Source organism: Erwinia sp. CGal63 (genome assembly GCF_037026505.1).
Lineage (GTDB): Bacteria > Pseudomonadota > Gammaproteobacteria > Enterobacterales > Enterobacteriaceae > Erwinia.
In genome coordinates this window covers 1804807-1826265 of the sequence record NZ_JAKUMN010000001.1, presented here as the reverse complement: position 1 = coordinate 1826265, position 21459 = coordinate 1804807, and the positions used below count along the sequence as shown (strand labels likewise).

Here is a 21459-nt window from a genome sequence, read left to right as displayed (position 1 = left end):
ATGGACTATACAAAAATCATTAAAGAGATCGGCCGCGGAAAAAATCATGCCCGCGATCTTGATGCCGCTGCCGCCAGCGAGCTTTATCGTCGAATGCTGGCGGACGAGGTGCCGCCGCTGGAGATGGGCGCCATCCTGATAGCGCTGCGTATCAAAGGCGAAGGCGAAGAGGAGATGCGCGGTTTTTATCAGGCCACGCAGGAGCGCGTGCTGAAGCTGCAGCCGCCGGCCAGCCTGCCGATGCCGGTGGTTATCCCCAGCTATAACGGCGCGCGCAAGCAGGCTAATCTGACACCGTTGCTGGCGCTGCTGCTTTCCGCGCAGGGTTTTCCGGTGGTGGTACACGGCGTCAGCGACGATCCGACCCGCGTCACCAGCGAGGCGATCTTTGCTGAAATGGGCATACAAGCCGCGTCCTCACTGGAAGAAGCGCAGCAGCGGCTGGAAGCGGGCAAGCTGGTGTTCCTCACCGTCGATACGCTTTGTGCGCCGCTGGCGCGACAGCTTTCGCTGCGCTGGCAGCTTGGCGTGCGTAACAGCGCCCATACGCTGGCCAAGCTGCTGACGCCTTTTGGCGAAGACGCGGCGCTGCGACTCTCCAGCGTGTCGCACCCGGAATATATCCCGCGCGTCGGCAAGTTTTTTCATGCGGTCGGTGGCCGCGCGCTGCTGCTGAACGGCACGGAAGGCGAGGTCTACGCCAACCCGCAGCGCTGCCCGGCGATAAACCTGATCGCTGGCGAGGAGCCGGAAGTGCTGCTGGCGCGCCAGCTGGAGAGCGATATCGCTCGCGACGCGCTGCCCGCGGGCAAAGATGCGCAGACTACCGCTGAATGGATTAGCCGCTGCCTGAATCGTGAAGTGGCGGTGCCGCAGTCGCTGCGTCAGCAGATCGCCTGCTGCTATGTTGCTACAGGCCGTGCGGCGGATGTGGAAAGCGCGCTGGAGCAAATCGCAAAGGCGGGATATTGAGAGAGGCCAACGTCACTCCTGTGCGACAGTCGGGCAGAAGCAATAAAAACGCTCAGCCGTGGACAGAGAAGCGACGACTGGCCTGCTCTTCAGGCAAACGGAAGTTGGCTGAAGAAGACAAAAGTAAGGCTCGTCGAGCCTTACTTTACGGTTACGCCTGCGGCGTAAGAAAAATCACGCTTTCAGTGCGTTTTTTATCCAGCTTCTGAAAGTGCGCGTGAACCTCTTTCATCCGCCGGGCCTTAAGGGCTATCGCCTCTTCCAGCGTCAGCGGTCTGGTGCGTTTATTTGAGTTTAATGGCATAACCCCTCCTGTGAGGATCAAGGTTTTGGTAAACGGCCGCTATCCGGTGCGGCAGGCTTCTGCAAAGCTTAAGCAAACTCAGGCGACAGGTAAAGCGAGGATACCAGTGACGTTTTGCCAAACAGGAATGGGCTACGCAAAATATTTTACGAGCCCAGGCGTTTTGCTCTCTTTTTTGCAGTGGATCTGAATTTGCGGATAGCGAGTAGCGGCGATTTTTACCGCATCGGCAGAAGCTTTTCCGCCAGCGCCGTCCAGAACGCGACGCCTTCCGCGATAAGCTGGTCATTAAAATCGTAGCGGGCATTGTGCAGCGGGGCGGAAGGGCGCTCGCCATCCGCGCCCAGCCAGAAATAGGCGCCGGGACAGGCTTCCAGCATGCAGGCGAAATCTTCAGAAGCCATGGAAGGATTGGTTTCCCAGTGCACTTTTTCCGCCGGCAGCATCGCCAGCGCGCAGTCGCGAACCTGCTGTGCGGCGGCGGCGTCGTTGCAGGTCACGGGATAGTCAGTCAGATACTCAATGCTGCCGTCGATGCCCAGCGGCGCGGTAAAGGTCGTGACAAAGTCATCGATCATAGTGCGCACCCGCGTTCTTACATCGCTTTGCAGACAGCGCAGCGTACCGCGCAGCACTACGCTTTCCGGGATAACATTAATCGCCTCGCCGCCGTTGATTTGCGTGATGCTGACTACCGCAGAAGAGAGCGGCGACAAACGGCGGGCCGGAATGGTTTGCAGCGCTAAAATCAGCTGCGCGGCGGCGACAACAGGATCGGCGCCGTTTTCCGGCATCGCCGCGTGGCAGCTCTTGCCGCGCAGCGTAATGGCAAAGGCATCCAGCGAGGCCATCATCGGGCCGCTGTTTACCGCCAGATGCCCGACCGGCAGGCCAGGCCAGTTGTGCAATCCATAGATGGCGTCCATCGGAAACAGGGTAAACAAACCGTCGGCGACCATTTTTCTGGCGCCGCCCAGATTCTCTTCCGCAGGCTGAAAAACAAAGTGCAGCGTGCCGCTGAAGCGGCGCGTCGCGCTGAGGTGCTTCGCCGCAGCCAGCAGCATGGCGGTGTGACCATCGTGTCCGCAGGCGTGCATGACGCCTGGCTGACCAGAACGCCACGGCGCATCGCCCAGTTCGGTGATCGGCAGCGCATCCATATCCGCACGGAAACCGATTGTCGGGCCAAGCCCGTTTTCCAGCGTGCCGATCACGCCGGTGCCGGCCAGGCCCGTATGTACCTGCAGGCCAAACTCGCGCAGCAGCGCCGCGACCCGCTGAGAAGTGTGGTGCTCCTGATAGCCCAGCTCAGGTTGGGCATGAAACTGCCTGCGCCATGCAATAGCTTCCTGAATCAGCGAAACGGGAATCATATTTTCTCCTTAGCGGACGATAAGCTGGATGGCAGGCGCGAGAGCGCGCCGGGCGATAATTTTTACCGGAAAGTCAGAGCAGCAGATTCTCTATTTCCTGCCAGTTTTTAACCCGACGGTAGCCTGTTACCTCTGCGTTATGCGGAGCGCTGTAAAGGATCCCTTCACCGCAAAACCCTTCGAAATTATGGGCGTTGTCATCGATCATATAGTCGGCGTTGATAATGCTTTTATTGCCGCAGAACACGATGTTGCTCGGTTTGATGGCGGGAAAATGCGTATTCAGCCAGCGGAACTTGGCGTTAAATGAAGTTGGCATCTGCATGGCGGCGGTAGTGATAAAGATCTCGTAGCGGCGGCTCAGCGCCTCAATCACGCGCTGGCTGTCGGCGATAACCGGCAGATCGCCAAAGAAATCCACATCCTCGCTCACCAGGCTAAAAATTTCCTGCAGCATCTCCGGCTTTTCCCGGGAAAGGCTGAACAGATTCAGCTCGCTGTGCGTCAGTTCAAGCGAAAAATGGCGGTTGAAAGTGGCAACCATCTTGGGATGGAAGTCGGCGATGACCTCATCCATATCAATAGCAATTCTTTTCATTATCGCTCCATGACTGCATTCGGGATTTTTCTCTATCATACCAAAAAAGCCCGATGCCCGGCTTCAGGCGCTGACCGAAAATCGCAGGAGAAGAGGGAAAAAGAGACGCACCTGCTTTCGCGTCGGCCAGGGGTAAAACAGCCGGAAGCCGATGCAGCAAGGCCGCATCGGCCGTTAGCGGGCGTTTTTTCAGGCTACAACGATAGCGGTTGTGAATAAGCTAAAAGAAAGTGTTCTATCGGCGAAAGCCACGATGAATATCAGGACTTGCGGGCATCCGGACGAACCAGGTCAAAACGCAGCTCGTCGCTGATGGCGTAGTAAGCACTTGGGCCGCCGGCGCGCAGAATGGGGTTGGCTTTCGCCGTCTGATAGATCCCGTCTTCCAGCAGAGCGTGGTCGATATGGATAGCTACCGCTTCGCCCAGCACCAGCCACTGTTCCAGCTTGCCGCCGTCGGCATCCTGCAGTTGAATAACCTGCGTCAGCTTGCACTCAAAATTGACCGGGCTTTCCGCCACCATGCTGACCGCCACCTGAGTCGCGGGAATGGGCGTCACGCCAGCGAAAGCGAACTCATCTTCGCCGCGCGGCAGCGAAGCGGAACTTTCATTCATCGCGACAGCCAGCTCGCGGGTCGCCAGGTTCCAGACAAACTCGCCGGTTTCCACAATGTTCGCCACGCTGTCTTTCCAGCCCTGGCTGGAGAAGCCGATAATCGGCGGCTTATAGTTAAAGCAGTTAAAAAAGCTGTAGGGCGCCAGATTCCGCTCGCCGCTGGCGCTTTGCGAACTGATCCAGCCGATGGGACGCGGCCCGATAATAGCGTTAAGCGGATCGTGAGGCAGACCGTGGCCCAGACGAGGCTGATACGAGTGGCGGGAAGATGACATCATAACTCCTGTTTTTAAAGGATAGTTACTACATAGTAGCCGTTCAGGCGCGGGAAAAAAGGCGGGAATTGTTTACGATCTTTACCGCAGCAGGTATCTTACGCGCCTGCAGATAAGAGAGCCGTTCATGAAAAAAAGTGTTGAAAAAGCCCAGCTTCATCCCCGTAACCGCCATCGCGGCCGCTATGATTTTCCTTCCCTGATCGCCAGCCATCCGCCGCTGGCCGCTTTTGTGGCCGTGAATCAATACGGTGATGAGTCGGTGGATTTCGCCGATCCGGCCGCGGTAAAGATGTTGAATCAGGCTCTGCTGAAGCATTTCTACCAGATTGAGCAGTGGGCTATCCCGGACGGCTTTCTCTGCCCACCGGTGCCGGGCCGGGCGGACTATGTTCACCATCTGGCCGACCTGCTGGCGGAAGATAACCGCTCCGTGCCGCCACGCAATATTAACGTGCTGGATATTGGCTGCGGCGCTAACTGCATCTATCCGCTGATCGGTCACCGTGAATATGAATGGCGCTTTACCGGCAGCGAGATCAATGAAGAAGCCGTGCGTGCCGCCAACGCTATTATCGCTGCTAATCCCGGACTGAACCGCGCTATCCGCCTGCGTCGCCAGAAAAACAGCCAGGCTATTTTCCACGGCGTTATCCATAAAAACGAGCAGTATCATGCTGTGATCTGCAATCCGCCGTTTCACGCTTCCGCCAGCGACGCGCAGCAGGGGAGCCAGCGCAAGGTGCGCAATCTCGGCCTGGATAAAAACGCGCCGCTGAATTTCGGCGGCCAGCAGGATGAGCTGTGGTGCGAAGGCGGTGAAAAGGCGTTTATCGCCCGCATGATTAACGAAAGCGTGGATTTTGCGAAGCAGTGCGTCTGGTTTACCTCGCTGGTATCGCGACGCGAAAATCTGCCCGAGCTGTGGCGCGCGCTGGAGCAGGTCGGTGCGGTTGCGGTACGCACCGTGGAAATGGCGCAGGGCCAGAAACAGAGCCGCTTTATCGCCTGGACCTTTATGGAAAAACCGGCGCGCGAGCGTCAGATGAGCCGCAGCTGACCCACGCGGCGTTGCCAGCCCGCCTCTGCAATGACGCGGGCTATGGCCGTTATTCCGGCGCTGGCAAAGAAGGATAGCTGGCGGCGGCGTCCAGCTCGCTGCCCGTTTGCATCACCTGCACGGTAGGGTGCGGCGCTTTGATCCCGGCCGCGTCGAAATGTTTTTTCACCCTATTGTCGAGCGCAAAACGCACCGTCCACTGCTTCAGCGGTTGTGTAGTGAAAGAGACGCGTACGGTGAAAGCCTGATTGGTCAATCCTACCAGCCCCGCGAAGTTGGGTTCGCCAATGACCATGCCGCGAATCGTCTCATCCTGCATTAGCTCGCTAACCGCCGCCCGCAGCGTGGCGTTGACTTTATCGCTATCCTCGCTGCGATCCACATCGTAGTTGGCGACAAAAGAGCCGATGCCGCGTACAAAGTTGGCGAACGTGGTGATCGAAGACCACGGGATAATATGGTAGGCGCCGGTATCCTGGCGCACGCCGACCGAACGGATCGACATGCGTTCCACCGTACCGGTAATCGCGCCAATAGTGACCAGATCGCCGGTATTCATGCCGTTCTCAAACTGGATAAAAATACCGGTAATAATATCCTTCACCAGCGTTTGCGAGCCGAATGACACCGCCAGACCCAGCGCGCCTGCGCCCGCCAGCAGCGGCGCGATGTTCACCCCGATTTCCGACAGCAGGATCATAATAGTGATGGTGCTGATGACCACGGCCAGCGCATTGCGGAACAGCGTCAACAGCGTGCGGGTTCTGGCGCTGGGCATCGGCCTGCCGTGCGAATCAGAAGCGAGACGGCTCTCTATCAGGCTGGCTAGCAGCGTCCAGCCGACCGCCGAGAAAAACAGGATCATCACGATACGGATAATCACGTCGACCATTTTCACGCCCGCGCCGACCGTCAGCCAGTGCCAGAGATCAAACAGATTCCAGGCATTGAGCAGCAGCAGGCAGACAGCGAAGACCGTCAGCGTGCGCGCCAGCTTCAGCATCATAGAAACCCAGCCGTTGACTCTTTTTTGCAGCTCGGGATAGTTGCGGCGCAGCTCCGGCGAAAGAATGATGGTTTTGGCGATCCAGCGACTGAGTATACCGGAAACCAGCGCGCCCAGGCCGATTATCGCCAGCGAACGCACGGTGGCGGACATCATAAACTTCAGGCTGTCGCCAGGGTTGAAGATCGAAAGCAAAAACAGCGCGATAAAATAGGCGCTGGCCAGCCAGTGCCAGATCAGGGCGAAAGCGCGGATAAACAGCGAGAAAAAGCTCATCGACCGATCGGCCAGCTGCGTCAGCGCCAGCTGTACGGCACGGCGGTTGCGAAAGATCAGCCAGAGCGCCCAGGCAGTAATCACACACATCAATACCAGATTGACCACGGCCGCAATCTGCACGTTAATCTGATTGGAAACAATAGGGACGATAACCAGCAGGCCATAGCCGATAACGCCGCTCAGCCAGCTAAGCCGGGTATTCCAGTAGGTGGCGCGCTCGTCGGAAAGATGGAAAAAGCGTAGCTGCGGATAGCGCGGGCAGAAGATCAGCCGCAGGATCGCCTTGAAGAATTCAATCAGCGCAAAGGCGCTTAAAAACAGTCCCTGTTGGCGAGCAATGGTTCGACTGCCCGCGTTCAGCATATCGCTAAGCAACTGACCGACAAACAGCGCCAGCGCCAGCAGCAGCAGATCGATGATAAAGGCGCCCAAAATCATTGCGGGCAGATGTAGCCAGCTGGTGCGCTCGCTGTTTTTACGCCTTCCCCATGCGCCCATGCGGCGATAGAGCGGCGCCACAGCCCGACAGAGCAGCCAGTAAAAGGCGAACAGCGCAGCGGCGAGCATGGCGAAATGGCTCAGCGCATTATAAAAGGTGGTGGGGTTAAAAGCCTTGTGCGGCGCGCTGGCGATATTGCGCTGAAGCCTCTCTATCTTGCCCAAAAATTCGCTGCCGAAATGGCGACTGACGTCCGTTACGCTCTCCAGCACCGTCTTATCTTCCTCGTCCGGCGGCGTCAGCACGGGATCTTTGGTTTTGGAGGCGCTTTCGGAAGCGCTGCGCAGCTGCTCGATCAGTTCCGCGCGCGACTGGTCATTTTGCAAAATATTAGCCAGCGCGGCGTAAGCGGCTTTTTTCTCGGCGAGGCTGGGTTCAGCGGGCGCGCTGGCGGCGTTGGTCTGGGATGCCGCTATGGCGGCGGATGGGCTGACGGCTCGCGCCTGATAGCAAAAGATAACAGCGACTAACAGTAGCCATCTGAGCAGATGGCGCCAGAATGGGGCAGCTCCCAACATTATTTTCTCCTGAGACGACGCAAAACAAGCATCGACCAGCAAGTATAGTCTGCCGGGAGAAACGGGAAGGGCGCTTTTTTAGCGCAAAGAAAGCGGGGCGGCGATACCGCCCCGTGACATCAGGAAACGTGCTGCAGGAATTCCTGCAGGCGCGCGCCTGGCGGATTGTCGATCAGCGCTGCTGGATCGCCATCTTCCGCGATACGGCCCTTATCGATAAAGATCAGACGGGAAGCTACTTTTTTGGCGAAGCCCACTTCATGCGTGACGATCACCATCGTCATGCCTTCTTCGGCCAGATCCTGCATCACTTTCAGTACTTCGTGACGCAGTTCCGGATCGAGGGCGGAAGTCGGCTCGTCAAACAGCATCATTTTGGGCTTAACCGCCAGCGCGCGGGCGATGGCAACGCGCTGCTGCTGGCCGCCGGAAAGCTCTGAAGGGAAATGGTGTGCGCGCTCCGCCAGGCCAACCTTGCCCAGCAGCTCTTTCGCCAGCTTTTGCGCGTCGGCTTTATTAGTGCCGCGCACGCGGATGGGGCCGAAAGCGACGTTGTCCAGCGCGCTCATCTGTGGGAAAAGATGGAACTGCTGAAACACCATGCCCGCTTCCTGACGGATCAGGCGGTCATCTACTTTCGGATCGTTAACCCGCAGGCCATCCACAATCAGTTCGCCAGAGGTGATCTCTTCCAGCTTGTTGATGCAGCGCAGCAGCGTGGATTTACCAGAGCCTGACGGACCGATAATCACCACGACTTCGCCCTGTTTAATGGTCAGATCGATATTGTGCAGCACCTGGGTTTCGCCAAAGTGCTTGGAGACGTTCTTAAATTCAATCACAGGATTTTCATCCTTTTCTCAATGCGACGCAGAACAAAGCTCAGCACCAGCGTAATAAACAGATAGATAACGGCTACGGCGCTCCAGATTTCCAGCGCGCGGAAGTTACCGGCAATGATCTCCTGGCCCTGACGAGTCAGCTCCGCCACGCCGATAACGATAAACAGCGAGGTATCCTTGATGCTGACGATCCACTGGTTGCCCAGCGGCGGCAGCATACGGCGCAGCGCCAGCGGCATAATCACATAGCGCAGCGTTTCACGGCTGGAGAGCCCCAGCGCCAGGCCCGCTTCGCGAAAGCCTTTATTGATGGAAAGCACGGCGCCGCGAGTGATCTCGGCGATATAGGCGCCGGAGTTGATCATAATAGTGATCACCGCCGCGCTGAAGGGATCGATGCGCAGATCGCTGAACGCCATCGGCAGCGCGAAGTAGATAAACATCACCTGCACCACAATCGGCGTGCCGCGGATCAGCTCAATAAAAACCAGCGCGATATTGCGCGACAGCCAGCCGCCGTAGGCGCGGGCAAAACCCGCAATAAGGCCGATAATCAGGCCGCCGATCAGGCCGAGGACGGAAATCCACAGCGTCAGTCGGGCGCCCTCAAGCAGGGCCGGAATAGATGGCCAGATGGCGCTCCAGTCAAACTGCATTCTTATTTCTCCGGTTCAAAACCATTTGTTGGTGTGGAAAAAGCAGGCGCGAGGCGCGCGCCTGCAAAAGTAAAACACTCTTATTTAGGTTCTGAACCGAACCATTTTTTATAAATAGCGTTATAAGTGCCGTTCTCACGCAGGGTTTTCAGTGCGCCGTTGACCTTCTCGCGCAGTTCATCGCTGCCTTTCGGGAAGGCGATGCCGTAGTCCTGCGCCTCGATAGAGTCGCCTACCGCTTTAAACTGACCTTTGCCAGCGGTATGGATAAAGTAAAGGATGTTTGGCGTGTCATGCAGGACGGCGTCAGCGCGGCCCGTACCCAGTTCCATATAGGCATTGTCGATATTCGGGAACTGGCGCAGATCTTTGGCTTTAATGTTCTGCTTAGCGTAGTCCACCGAGCCGGTACCGCTTTTCACTGCAACGACTTTGCCATCCAGATCTTTGATGCTTTTAACCTGGTCGTTGTTGGCTTTAACCATTACCAGCAGGCCGCTTTTGTAGTAGCTGTCGGAAAAATCGATCGCTTTTTTACGGGCATCGGTGATGGTAATGCCGGCCAGCGCCAGATCGACGTTGCGGGTTTGCAGACCAGGAATGATACCGCTGAAATCCATCGGCTTGAGGGTGTAATCCAGCTTCAGCTCCTTCGCGATAGCGGCCCACAGTTCCACATCGAAGCCAACGTATTGGTTACCCTGTTTGAACTCGAATGGCACGAAGGCGGTGTCGGTAGCGACAACCAGCTTTTTTTCTGCGGCGGTAGAAGAGACGGCAAACGCCAGCGTCAGCGCAGCCAGGGAAAACTTAACAAGTGACTTCATCTTTTTATCCTTATGCAGTCGGACAAGCATTTGTCCGATTGAATGCCAGCAGCCATATGAAAAAACTATGCCAGTTTTTCGAAATATATTGAAAACAGCACGTTGAGTCAATTTAACCGGGATAACAGCGCCCGTAGCGGCGCTATGCACCATAATGGATCACCAAAATGGTGCATTAGTTTCATCATGGTGCATATCTGTTGTAACCTGGCGGGAAGAAAAAACAAAGTGAAAAAGACGGAAAAATCTGATAAGAAAAATTAATTGATCAGCGCAGCTGGCTGTCTTTACTGCCACGGCGATTATAAAGTGAGGCGGCCTGCTGCTTATCGCGCTGCGCCTGACATTGGATGCAATATTGCACGCCTGGTAAGGCGATGCGACGTGCTTGTGGAATAGGTTCGCCACACTCTTCGCAATACTCCGCGCTGACGCCGTGGTGAATGGCGCGCCTTGCACGATTAACGGCATCTTCCACCGTCGAATCAATCTGTTCCTGTACGGCATCATCACGTGCCCAACCACTGGCCATCGTTAATCCTCCATAAGAAAAAGAAAAAGCAGATGAAGGCCTCATCTGCTCTGTAACTACTCTATGAAACGGCGGCCACTTTGACCGCCTGCTGCGATTTATTCGATATTAGATTCGATAAACCACAGGAATTTGTCCAGATCGCGCGAGGCCGCAGTAAAGATGTCGGCGGTATCTTCATCTTCTACCTGGGTAATCGCTTTACGGGTATCGTTAGCCACGATAGCGTAACGTTCCGCCAGCGCCTTCAGGTGATCCTGAACGGTATGAATGTTCAGCGGATAGCTTTTCAGCGGTGTTCTGTCGTTCACTACCTGAGTGGTACCCAGCGCCACGCCACCCAGCTGCACCGCACGCTCGGCGATAGTGTCAAGGTGATCGGTAAGCGTGGTACGGAAGCCGTCCAGCATTTCATGTACGCCGATGAAGTTTGCGCCGCGCATGTTCCAGTGCGCCTGTTTGGTGATCAGGGACAAATCAATGAATTCCGTTACCAGACGATTCAGCACCTCGATGGTGGCTTTCTTTTCCTCGTCGGCCACGTCGTTGCGGGTATAATGCAGATCGGTTGCAGTCGTTTTTACCAGTTTTGCGGTACTCATCATTAATATCCTCTTAATGTCAGTTGTCCTGAAATGTACCGATTAAGTATAGCAGCGCTTTCCACTCTTGCCATGAAGATGCTGCCTATTGCAAAAATAGCGACGATCTTGCGCCTCAACTCACTGGTATTTCAACTAAATAAACTGGCAAGTGTTAATAATAAATATTCTCATTTACACCTTTTTATTAACTTACTGATAATAAGCCTCTTTTAAATTTATCCGTTCGCTGTTTATTCCCTGACAATATGAATGAAATTCACCCTCTTTTATTCGTTTTGCTCAGAATAATCCGATTAAAGTTAAATCAATCCTCTGAAACAGAGGATTATTTTATTAGGCTGCGTCATAACAAGGAATTAGCGCTATTCACGGATTTCGCTAACCGGATCGATTTTGTTTTTTGCGGGACGCAGCGTCAGCGTCGCTCCCGCTGAGGCAACAACTATCGCCAGCAGGCCCAGCCACTGCGGCAGCGTCAGCAGCTCTCCCAGGAAAAGCATACCGGAAAGCGCGCCCATCGCCGGCTCCAGGCTCATCAGCGTCCCAAAGGTTTTAGCCGGCAGCCGGGTGAGCGCCATCATCTCCAGCGTATAGGGAAAAGCGGTGGAAAGGATGGCCACCAGCAGGGCGACCGGTAGAATCGACAGGCTCCAGACGCCGCTGTCAGCAAAAGTGAAGCCAACCGGCACAAAAATCAGTGACGCTACCAGCGAACCCATCGCTACGGTCGCAGGCCCATGCTCCGCACCGGCGCGCTGGCCGCTGAGGATGTAGACTGCCCAGCAGGCGCCCGCCAGCAACGCCAGCAGCGCGCCCTCAGGATCGACGCCGGAAAGACTTTGATGCAGCGGCAGCAGAAACCATAACCCGCCCAACGCCAGCGCCACCCAAAGGAAATCAAGCGGCCTTCTTGAGCCTGCCAGCGCCAGCGTCAGCGGGCCGACAAACTCCAGCGCGACGGCGATACCCAACGGCACGGTGCGCAGCGCCAGGTAGAAGGTATAGTTCATTCCGCCCAGCGCCAGGCCGTACATAATAAGCGGCAGCAGGCGCTGACGGCTAAAGCGCAGGCGCCAGGGTTTGAAGATCGCACAGAGGATAAGCGTGCCCAGACTAAGACGCAGCGCGGTAATGCCAGGCGCGCCAACCACCGGAAACAGCGTTTTGGCCAGAGCTGCGCCGCCCTGAATAGAGGTCATGGCAAGAAGCAGCAGTAAAACGGGAAGCCAGATTGAGGAAGCACGAGAAGGGGAAGACATCCTGTTGACCAACCTTGTTTGTCCATTGAACGAGGAAAAAGTTCCCAGCAGTGTATCAACAGATCGCGCTGAAACAGCAAAAACCGCCGAAAAAAGGCTAAGAAAATTCGGAGATTTTGTGGCGCGCAGGTAAAGAATTGTCAATTTATTTAAGATTTATCTCAATGAACAATTTTTTACATTCCAGACATAACGAAGCGGTAAACAGAAAAAAATAAGAAATAATAATGACATACAATGATTCATTAACGTCCTGTTACACCAAACATTGTCTTGGACAACAAAATCGGGGCAGAGTTTCTGTCTGAGTTTTGTTATATTTTCAGCGTTGTCAGGAGATAAGTACTTTCACATTTGAGGTGGTTATGAAAAAAATTGCATGTCTTTCAGCACTGGCTTGTGTACTGGCAGTTTCTGCTGGTTCAGCAATGGCACAGAGCACTGTTTCCGGTGGTTACGCACAAAGCGATATGCAGGGCGTGGCTAACAAAGCTAACGGTTTCAACCTGAAATACCGCTACGAAAACGGCAGCGATCCACTGGGCTGGATCGGTTCTTTCACCTACACCGAGAAAGATCGTACCGACGCTGGCGTCTATAACAAAGGCCAGTACTACGGCATCACCGGTGGTCCTGCTTTCCGTCTAAACGACTGGGCGAGCATCTACGGCGTGGTGGGTATCGGTTACGGTAAATTCCAGCAGAACGCAGCAGATCGCGTGAAGTCTGACTCAAGCGATGTTGGCTTCTCCTACGGTGCAGGCTTCCAGTTCAACCCAGGCATCGAAAACGTTGCTCTGGACGTTGGCTACGAGCAGAGCCGCATCCGCAGCGTAGACGTTGGCACCTGGATCGCTGGCGTTGGCTACAGCTTCTAAGGTTTGCTGAGAGCCGGTTTCGACCGGTCGATAAAAAATCCGCCCAAGTGGCGGATTTTTTTATGGCTGTTTCAGCGGCAGGTTTTTCGCCGCTCGCTCAGCATCTCCAGCAGCATCAGCCGCAGCGTAAAAGGCGAGCGACAGAACAGCTGCAGTAAAAGGGGCTTTTTCATCGCGTTCTCCTCTGGTCGCTTTATAGACAGGTATAGCACAGGCTATAATTCATAGCCAGCGCTGTTGCGCGAAATTTTGTGCTTCCCCGAGCTTCGTTTACACTGTTGCACCTGAAGGCTGATGCGAATGGTAATGCGCGTTAGTGATAATAAAGAGGAAGCTTAATGAGTCGTCGCGCGAAAACCGCAGTGCCTGCGCCACTGAAAGAAATTGAAGAGCACGTCGAAGGCTTCCGGCAGGTGCGTGAAGCCCATCGTCGCGAGCTGATCGATGACTACGTTGAGCTCATTTCCGATCTGATCCGTGAATTCGGCGAGGCCCGTCAGGTTGATATGGCGGCGCGTCTTGGCGTTTCTCAGCCTACCGTAGCAAAAATGTTAAAAAGGCTGGCGACGGGCGGGCTGGTCGAGCAGGTTCCCTATCGCGGCGTTTTTCTGACCGCCGAAGGCGAGGCGCTGGCGGAAGAGAGCCGCAAGCGACACCACATTGTGGAAACTTTTCTGCTGGCGCTGGGCATCAGCCCCGATACGGCTCGCCGTGATGCCGAAGGGCTGGAGCACCACGTCAGCGATGAAACGCTGGCCATATTTCAGCAATTTTACGAAAGCCGCCAATAACGGGTGATAAATGACCGCGCTGCTCAGGCCTTTTTTGCACGATCGCTTTTTGCATCTGTTGGTTTTATTGGGGCTGCTGCTGGCCTTTTTTGCGCCTTTCCAGCTCCGTCAACTGCCGGCAGCGGTTGACTGGTCAACCATTCTGACGCTGTGCGGACTGCTGATGTTGACCAAAGGCATCGAGGCCAGCGGTTATTTTGACGTGCTGGGCAGGCGGCTGATCCAGCGTTTTGATTCTCAGCGCTCGCTGGCGCTGTTTCTGACTGCCGCCGCCGCGTTGCTCTCGACTTTTCTGACTAACGATGTCGCGCTCTTTATCCTGGTGCCGTTAACGCTGACGCTGCGCCGCTACTCTTCGCTACCCATAACCCGGCTTGTGATTTTCGAAGCGCTGGCCGTCAACGCGGGTTCGCTGCTGACGCCTATCGGTAATCCCCAGAATATCCTGCTGTGGCAGCATGGCAAAGCCGGTTTCGCCGGGTTTATCTGGCAAATGCTGCCGTTGGGCGCCACGCTGCTGCTAAGTTTGCTGCTGCTTACCGCTTTCAGCTTCTCCGCGAAACGCATTGAGCGGCCGCAGCACTCACCGGAGGCGCAGTGGCAACGCCCGCTGCTGATTACCAGCGTAGTGCTCTATCCGCTCTTTATTGCCGCGCTGGAGTTTGGCTATGCGGGTTGGGGCGTGCTGGGCGTCTTTCTCGTCTTTCTTCTGATGGCGCGCCGTATTTTACTGGCGATTGACTGGAGCCTGCTGGCGGTGTTTATCGCTATGTTTGTGGATGTCTTTCTGCTAACGCGGCTGCCCGCCTCACAGCATTTATTACAGCAAATTCCGCAGCTGTCAGCAGGCGGACAATATCTGCTGGCGATCGGACTGTCGCAGGCGATCAGCAACGTCCCGGCGACCATTCTGCTGCTGGCGAATCTTCCCGCTACTACGCTGCTGGCTTGGGCGGTCAATATTGGCGGCTTTGGCCTGCTGCCAGGCTCGCTGGCGAATCTGATCGCTCTGCGGATGGCGCAGGATCGCAGCGTCTGGCTGCGTTTTCACTATTACTCGCTGCCGATGTTGCTGTGGGCGATGGCGCTGGGTTGGGCGCTGCTTTTAGTGATTGGTGCTTTGTCAGGCTAAGGCTACTCTGACTTCGTAAAGAAATGCTGGCATTTGTCAATTTAAGCCCTATGTTTATAGCAGCGTGAATCCTGCGGGCTCGGCTTGAGCCCGCCGTAACCTGATGAGAACTATGGCTAATCAATCAAATTCTTCCTCAGATGATGACCAGCGTCATCCGCATAACCAGGCTCAGTCCGACAAGGGTGATAACCAGCGTCAGCAGGACGACAATAAACAGCAGGATGATGAGCAGCCGGAGCGCAAACGCCCCGGCAAAAAACCGCTGATTATTCTGGCAATTGTGGTCATCGTGATGATCGTTGTCGGCTTTTATTTCTGGTTTACCAGCCGCAATATCGAAACCACCGACGACGCCTTTACCGAAGCGGACGCGGTCACCATCGCGCCGAAGGCTTCCGGCTACGTCACGCAGCTGCTGGTGAAAGATAACCAGTTGGTGAAGAAGGGCGATCTGCTGGTAGTTATCGATCCGCAGGATAATCAGGCCCAGCGCGATCAGGCGCAGGCGCAGCTCGGTCTGGCGACAGCGCAGCTGCATCAGGCTCAGGCCCAGCTGGCGCTTTCCCGCGTGCAGTATCCGGCGCAGCGCGATCAGGCGCTGGCTCAGCAGGCGAAGGCGGAAGCGAATCTGCTCAACGCCCAGGAAGATTACAAGCGCCAGCGCGGCGTCGATCCTCGCGCCACCTCGCAGCGCAATATTGATGCCGCCAGCGCACAGTTGCGAAGCGCCAAAGCCGAGCTGGAAAGCGCGAAAGCGCAGGTAGAAGTCGCTTCGCAAATCCAGCTGCAGATCCGTCAGCAGGAAACCAATGTGGAAGCGCGCCAGCAGCAGGTCGAGCAGGCGAAAGCCCAGCTGAACACCGCCAATCTGAACCTCTCCTACACTGAAGTGCGCGCGCCTTACGACGGCTTTGTGACCAAACGCAACGTGCAGGTCGGTACGCTGGTGCAGGCCGGAACCTCGCTCTTTTCGCTGGTTTCGCCTGATGTCTGGATCACCGCTAACTTCAAAGAGTCGCAGCTGGAGCGCATGAAGCCAGGTAACAAAGTGGAAATTTCCGTGGATGCCTGGCCGGATATGAAGCTGGAAGGGCATGTGGACAGCATCCAGATGGGTTCCGGTTCACGCTTCTCCACTTTCCCTTCAGAGAACGCCACCGGCAACTACGTGAAGATCGTGCAGCGCGTACCGGTAAAAATCGTGATTGATAAAGGACTGGATCCCAACAGGCCGCTGCCGATTGGACTGTCGGTAGAGCCTGAGGTAACAGTGGAATGAGTCACAGCCAGAGCTGGCAGCCGGCCAGTAATCCCTGGCTGGTCGCCATGACGGTGACGCTGGCGGTGTTTATGGAAATCCTGGACACCACCATCGTTAACGTGGCGCTGCCGCACGTGGCCGGTTCGCTGTCGTCCAGCTATGACGAATCGACCTGGGTGCTGACATCCTATCTGGTGGCGAACGGCATTGTTCTGCCGATCTCAGCCTTTCTCAGCCGCGTATTTGGCCGCAAGCAGTTCTTTTTGATCTGCATTGTGATGTTCACCGTCTGCTCTTTCCTGTGCGGCATCGCTACCGAACTGTGGCAAATCATTCTCTTCAGGGTGCTGCAAGGCTTTTTTGGCGGCGGCCTGCAGCCGGTGCAGCAGTCGGTGCTGCTCGATTATTTTAAACCGGAAGATCGCGGCAAGGCGTTTGGCCTTTCCTCTATCGCGATTATTGTCGCGCCGGTGCTCGGCCCGACGCTAGGCGGCTGGATCACCGATAACTACAGCTGGCGCTGGGTCTTCTTTATCAATATTCCCGTAGGCATTCTCAGCGTGCTGGCTATCTATCAGCTGCTGGAAGATCCGCCGTGGGAGCGCAAGATGGCGAAGGGCAAGCTCTCAATCGACTATATCGGCATCAGTTTGATTACGCTGGGACTCGGCTGCCTGCAGGTATTTCTGGATCGCGGCGAAGACGACGACTGGTTCAGCTCTCACTTTATCGTGACGTTTGCCATCCTGAGCGCCATCGGGCTGGTCGGCGCGGTTTACTGGCTGCTCTATGCCAAAAAGCCGGTAGTAGATCTGCACGTGCTGAAGGATCGCAATTTCGCCGTCGCCAGTATTCTGATGTCGGGCATGGCCGCCATCCTTTATGGCAGCTCGGTAGTGATCCCACAACTGGCGCAGCAGGACTTAGGCTACACCGCAACCTGGTCTGGGTTGGTGCTCTCGCCCGGCGCGGTGCTGATCGTTCTGACTATTCCGCTGGTACTGAAGCTGATGCCGCTGGTGCAGACGCGCTGGATTATCGCCTTCGGCTTCACCTGCCTGTTCGTTTCATTTATTTATTCAGCGCAGCTGACGCCCAATATCGATTTCACCACGCTGGTGATGATGCGCAGCGCGCAGACTATCGGGCTTGGCTTCCTGTTTGTGCCCTTGACCACGATCGCTTTTGTCACTATCCCGCAGAGGCTGAATGCCGACGCTTCGGCGCTGTTTACCATGTGCCGCAATGTGGCGGGCTCAATCGGCATCTCGCTTTCCACCGCGATGATCACCGAACGGGAACAGGCGCGCAGCGCGCATATGGTGCATAACATGACGCCGCTGAACGAGCCTTTTAACCTGGCGGTGGAGCGCTGGGCGCAGGGCGTCAAAGACTTTACCTCTGCCGTCGGCGATCCGATTACTATCGCCACCGGCCAGCTTTATAAAGAGATGATCGTCCAGGCGCGAATTCTGGCCTATATCGATGTCTTTATGGGGCTGAGCATTCTCGCCCTGATCCTTATTCCATTTTGTTTACTGCTGGCGCCGATTAAGAGCGAGGGCAGTGCAGGAGCACACTGACATGAACGTTTCTCCTCTGTTTACGCGTTCGCGACTCGGCGTGCTGTTGGTCGCCGCTATCACGCTGTCGGCCTGTAGCGTTGGGCCGGACTACCGCGCGCCGAAACCTTCCACGCCGGCCGCTTTTAACTCGCTGGCCTCCGATCGCGCGTCGCGTCCTCAGCCCACCGTGACCAATCCGGGCTGGTGGAAATCCTTCGGCGATCCGCAGTTGAACAGCCTGGTCGACCGCGCTATTGCCGGCAATCTGAGCCTGCAGCAGGCGGTACTGCGTATTGCCGGTTCGCGGCAGCAGCTTAATCAGGCTCGCGGCGCCTGGTTCCCTGCCGTTAACGGCCAGGCGTCCGCGCAGCGCCAGCAGCTCGGTCTGAAAGGCGAGCTGGAGTCCAACGGCGTCTATAGCCAGCTGGACCAGGTTGACGGCGGCAGCGACGTCCGTTCGGCGCTGGATGGCCTGACAAAACCTGTCGGGCTCTATCAGGGCAGCTTTGACGCCTCCTGGGAGCTGGATCTCTGGGGCAAGGTACGTCGCCAGGTTGAAGCCGCGGGCGCACAGCAGCAGGAATCGCTGGAAAGCCGTAACGACGCGCTGGTTTCGCTGCAGGCAGAAGTGGCCCGAACCTATCTTCAGCTGCGCGGCGCCCAGCTTGTCAGCCAGACGCTACAGACGCAGATCGACGTAGCGCAACAGACGCTGGAGCTGACGCAGAGCCAGCAGCGTAACGGGCTGGCGCCGCAGATGGACGTGGAAAACGCCCGCGCGCAGCTGCATTCCCTGAACGCCCAGCTACCGCAGTATGAAGCGCAAATTCACCAGGCGATGAACGGGCTGGCGGTATTGATCGGCAAGCCGCCTGGCGCGCTGGATGCGGAACTGAGCGCGCCGAAAGCGATGCCGGCTTTGCCAAAAGCGGTGGCGGTAGGGCTACCGTCCACGCTGGCGCGGCGACGTCCGGATGTGCGTCAGGCCGAAGCGAGACTGCATGAGGCTACGGCTAATATCGGCGTTTCCGTCGCGCAGCTCTTCCCGGACTTTTCGCTGACCGGCCAGTTTGGCCTGCGCAATACCGAAGCCAGCTATCTCGATAACTGGAGCAGCCACTTTTACAGCTATGGCGCTTCGGTTTCGCTGCCCATTTTTCAGGGTGGTCGGCTGGTTTCGGGCGTGAAGCTGGCAAGGGCGGAACAGGCCAGCGCCGCGCTTGGCTATCGTCAGACGGTGCTGACCGCTCTGCAGGACGTGGAAAACGCGCTGGTCAGCTATCGCACCGATCAGCAGCAGGTTGAAGGGCTGGATCAAACGGTCGACGCGTTGCAAAACGCTTTCGACCTGGCCAACGACAGCTATCGTCAGGGACTTTCTTCCTTTATCGACGCGTTAACCGCACAGCGCCAGCTGTCGCAGGCGAAACAGCAGGCCGCTTCCGCCAGGGTACAGACCAGTCTGGATCTGGTCGCGCTCTATAAAGCGCTGGGCGGCGGCTGGGAGCTTTACCAGAACGTACAGCTGCCGGACTACTCCGTATTTGGCCCGGCGGAAAGCGGCTATACGCCTGCAGGCTGACGCCTTTCACTGACCGGCGGCAACATAAGGTGCCGCCGGTTCGTGCCGTCGTTGCACCACCTCATTAAATTTCCTTCCTCAACGCTTAACGCGTACAGCTCGCTACCGGAAACCGTCTTCGCTTTGCGGCATCGCAGTTTTGCAAGCAAAACAGCGCGCTTGCTGAAATTATCCTGATGTTATCCCATCAAAATGAAATGAATTTTTTATTTCGCTTTTCCTTGTTATCTGTGCCGGAAAGCCAGTTTGATGAGTAATGCCGGGATTAAACCGCCGTTTTTTGATACGGGCATCACAAAATCAGCAATTGTGTGAGAGCTATGCCGCAAAATTTAATTTTCATTGTTATTTCAAATGAAAAAAACAGACTAACTTAAGAGCCTGGAGATTATATCGGGCCTCGTTGGCGGCCTGACCTGCGAATAACGATAAGAGGTCGATCATTATGCCGAAAGAACAATATCTCACGCCCAACCGGGCTTCAGGGCCAAACAGCACGTCGCGAACAGAGCCTTTTGTTAAGGTTATCGCCGTTATCGCCACGCTGGGCGGCCTGCTGTTTGGCTACGATACCGGGGTGATCTCCGGCGCGCTGCTGTTTATGGGCTCGGAGCTGCATCTTACGCCTTTTACCACCGGTCTGGTAACCAGCTCGCTGCTGTTCGGCGCGGCATTTGGCGCGCTGCTTTCCGGGCATTTCGCTGCGGCTGCCGGACGGAAAAAAATCATTGTCGTGCTTGCCGTGATTTTTGCCATTGGCGCATTAGGGACTTCGCTGGCGCCTGATGTGCACTGGATGATTTTCTTCCGCCTGGTATTAGGCGTGGCGGTGGGCGGCGCGGCGGCGACCGTGCCTGTCTATATCGCGGAGATCGCACCCGCGAACAAGCGCGGTCAGCTGGTTACGCTGCAGGAGCTGATGATCGTATCCGGACAGATGCTGGCCTATATCTCTAACGCGGGCTTTAACGCCGCCTGGGGCGGCGAGCAGACCTGGCGCTGGATGCTGGCTGTCGCCACCGTGCCGGCCGTGGCGCTCTGGTTCGGCATGATGTTTATGCCGGATACGCCGCGCTGGTATGCGATGAAAGGGCGCCTGGCCGAGGCGCGCAAGGTGCTGGAGCGTACCAGAGCGAAAAGCGACGTTGAGTGGGAGCTGACCGAGATTGAAGAGACGCTCAGCGAAGAAGAGAACAAAAATAAGCCCAGCCTGAGAGAGTTGCGCAAACCCTGGCTGTTCAAGCTGTTCCTTATCGGCATCGGCGTGGCGGTTATTCAACAGCTTTCCGGCGTCAATACCATCATGTACTACGCGCCAACCATGCTGAAGGCGGTTGGCATGAGCACCGACGCCGCGCTGTTTGCCACCATCGCCAACGGGGCGATTTCAGTGCTGATGACCTTTGTCGGCATCGGGCTGCTGGGCCGGCTGGGTCGCCGCACTATGACGATGATCGGCCAGTTCGGCTGTACCGCCTGCCTGCTATTTATCGGCTGTATCAGCTATTTTATGCCGGAAACGGTCAATGGCCAGCCGGACGTGATGCGCAGCTATCTGGTGCTGCTGGGGATGCTGATGTTTCTCAGCTTCCAGCAGGGCGCGCTGTCGCCGGTAACCTGGCTGCTGCTTTCCGAAATCTTCCCAACGCGCCTGCGCGGTATTTTTATGGGCGGCGCGGTATTCGCCATGTGGATCGCCAATTTTCTTATCTCGCTGGCTTTTCCGCTGCTGTTGGCGAGCGTGGGCCTCTCCGGCGCCTTCTTTATTTTCGCCTTTATCGGCCTGTTCGGCGCCGTCTTTGTGATTAAATGCGTGCCGGAAACGCGCAACCGTAGCCTGGAACAGATCGAGCACTATCTGCATGACTGGCTAAGCAACGATGCCGAGTCGCGACCGGCGCCCGCTTCCCGACGCAAAGCGGAAAGCCACTAACGAAAAGGGAAGCCTTCAGCGGGCGGCGGTGTATTCGCCGCCCCTTTTTTTTGGCATACTACGCGCTGATTTTTCCCCATCGCAAACGAAA

20 protein-coding genes are annotated in these 21459 nt (G+C 56.4%); 9 read left to right on the top strand and 11 right to left on the bottom strand.

The window, feature by feature from the left end; translation table 11 throughout:
- Positions 1-972, top strand: coding sequence for a DNA-binding protein YbiB (ybiB, locus tag MKZ79_RS08305; RefSeq protein ID WP_336141183.1), 972 nt, complete (start codon positions 1-3; stop codon positions 970-972).
- 151 nt (positions 973-1123) lie between these two features.
- Here ybiB and MKZ79_RS08300 read toward each other — a convergent pair whose 3' ends face one another.
- The 4 genes from MKZ79_RS08300 to MKZ79_RS08285 form a co-directional block, all read right to left on the bottom strand.
- On the bottom strand, positions 1124-1276 hold the full coding sequence (locus MKZ79_RS08300; RefSeq protein ID WP_336141180.1) for a hypothetical protein: 153 nt from the start codon (positions 1274-1276) through the stop codon (positions 1124-1126).
- Between the two features lie 218 nt (positions 1277-1494).
- Positions 1495-2649, bottom strand: coding sequence for a M20 aminoacylase family protein (locus MKZ79_RS08295; protein ID WP_336141179.1), 1155 nt, complete (start codon positions 2647-2649; stop codon positions 1495-1497).
- A 73-nt stretch (positions 2650-2722) separates the two neighbouring features.
- Complete coding sequence (locus MKZ79_RS08290) at positions 2723-3247, bottom strand: 5' nucleotidase, NT5C type (RefSeq protein WP_336141177.1); 525 nt, start codon at positions 3245-3247, stop codon at positions 2723-2725.
- 260 nt (positions 3248-3507) lie between these two features.
- Complete coding sequence (locus MKZ79_RS08285) at positions 3508-4140, bottom strand: flavin reductase family protein (RefSeq protein ID WP_336141175.1); 633 nt, start codon at positions 4138-4140, stop codon at positions 3508-3510.
- A gap of 127 nt (positions 4141-4267) precedes the next feature.
- On the opposite strand from MKZ79_RS08285, the gene rlmF reads away from it, so the two are divergent.
- A complete protein-coding gene (rlmF, locus tag MKZ79_RS08280; protein WP_336141171.1) occupies positions 4268-5200 on the top strand; it encodes a 23S rRNA (adenine(1618)-N(6))-methyltransferase RlmF in 933 nt (310 codons plus the stop codon).
- A gap of 49 nt (positions 5201-5249) precedes the next feature.
- On the opposite strand, the gene ybiO is transcribed toward rlmF, so the two are convergent.
- The 7 genes from ybiO to rhtA all read right to left on the bottom strand — a co-directional run bounded on the left by ybiO (position 5250) and on the right by rhtA (position 12223).
- Positions 5250-7502 carry a mechanosensitive channel protein gene (ybiO, locus tag MKZ79_RS08275; protein WP_336141169.1) on the bottom strand — a complete coding sequence of 751 codons (2253 nt, stop codon included), beginning with the start codon at positions 7500-7502 and terminating at the stop codon, positions 5250-5252.
- A gap of 119 nt (positions 7503-7621) precedes the next feature.
- Entirely contained in the window at positions 7622-8344 is a 723-nt protein-coding gene (glnQ, locus tag MKZ79_RS08270) for a glutamine ABC transporter ATP-binding protein GlnQ (RefSeq protein ID WP_336141167.1), read from the bottom strand.
- Positions 8341-9000, bottom strand: coding sequence for a glutamine ABC transporter permease GlnP (glnP, locus tag MKZ79_RS08265; RefSeq protein ID WP_336141166.1), 660 nt, complete (start codon positions 8998-9000; stop codon positions 8341-8343). The genes glnQ and glnP overlap by 4 nt, the downstream gene beginning before the upstream one ends.
- Positions 9001-9080: 80 nt before the next feature.
- Positions 9081-9827, bottom strand: coding sequence for a glutamine ABC transporter substrate-binding protein GlnH (glnH, locus tag MKZ79_RS08260; RefSeq protein WP_336141164.1), 747 nt, complete (start codon positions 9825-9827; stop codon positions 9081-9083).
- A 268-nt stretch (positions 9828-10095) separates the two neighbouring features.
- Positions 10096-10359, bottom strand: a complete 264-nt coding sequence (locus MKZ79_RS08255; protein WP_336141163.1) for a DksA/TraR family C4-type zinc finger protein — start codon at positions 10357-10359, stop codon at positions 10096-10098.
- Between the two features lie 98 nt (positions 10360-10457).
- The gene (dps, locus tag MKZ79_RS08250) at positions 10458-10961 is read right to left on the bottom strand and encodes a DNA starvation/stationary phase protection protein Dps (protein WP_336141161.1); all 504 of its coding nucleotides are present in this window, start codon (positions 10959-10961) and stop codon (positions 10458-10460) included.
- A gap of 365 nt (positions 10962-11326) precedes the next feature.
- Positions 11327-12223 carry a threonine/homoserine exporter RhtA gene (gene rhtA, locus MKZ79_RS08245; RefSeq protein ID WP_336141160.1) on the bottom strand — a complete coding sequence of 299 codons (897 nt, stop codon included), beginning with the start codon at positions 12221-12223 and terminating at the stop codon, positions 11327-11329.
- A gap of 365 nt (positions 12224-12588) precedes the next feature.
- On the opposite strand from rhtA, the gene ompX reads away from it, so the two are divergent.
- The 7 genes from ompX to MKZ79_RS08210 all read left to right on the top strand — a co-directional run bounded on the left by ompX (position 12589) and on the right by MKZ79_RS08210 (position 21368).
- Positions 12589-13101: an outer membrane protein OmpX gene (gene ompX / locus MKZ79_RS08240; RefSeq protein ID WP_336141158.1), complete on the top strand. Its 513-nt coding sequence runs from the start codon at positions 12589-12591 to the stop codon at positions 13099-13101.
- A 338-nt stretch (positions 13102-13439) separates the two neighbouring features.
- Positions 13440-13892 carry a manganese-binding transcriptional regulator MntR gene (mntR, locus tag MKZ79_RS08235; protein WP_336141155.1) on the top strand — a complete coding sequence of 151 codons (453 nt, stop codon included), beginning with the start codon at positions 13440-13442 and terminating at the stop codon, positions 13890-13892.
- A 10-nt stretch (positions 13893-13902) separates the two neighbouring features.
- Positions 13903-15024 (top strand): SLC13 family permease, encoded by a 1122-nt coding sequence (locus MKZ79_RS08230; RefSeq protein WP_336141154.1) that lies wholly within the window; start codon positions 13903-13905, stop codon positions 15022-15024.
- A gap of 103 nt (positions 15025-15127) precedes the next feature.
- Positions 15128-16306: an HlyD family secretion protein gene (locus tag MKZ79_RS08225; protein WP_336141153.1), complete on the top strand. Its 1179-nt coding sequence runs from the start codon at positions 15128-15130 to the stop codon at positions 16304-16306.
- Positions 16303-17871, top strand: coding sequence for a DHA2 family efflux MFS transporter permease subunit (locus tag MKZ79_RS08220; RefSeq protein ID WP_336141151.1), 1569 nt, complete (start codon positions 16303-16305; stop codon positions 17869-17871). Before MKZ79_RS08225 ends, MKZ79_RS08220 begins: the two co-directional genes overlap by 4 nt.
- Position 17872: 1 nt before the next feature.
- Positions 17873-19435 (top strand): efflux transporter outer membrane subunit, encoded by a 1563-nt coding sequence (locus tag MKZ79_RS08215; RefSeq protein WP_336141149.1) that lies wholly within the window; start codon positions 17873-17875, stop codon positions 19433-19435.
- Positions 19436-19880: 445 nt separating this feature from the next.
- Positions 19881-21368: a sugar porter family MFS transporter gene (locus tag MKZ79_RS08210; RefSeq protein WP_336141147.1), complete on the top strand. Its 1488-nt coding sequence runs from the start codon at positions 19881-19883 to the stop codon at positions 21366-21368.
- The last annotated feature ends 91 nt before the right edge of the window (positions 21369-21459 follow it).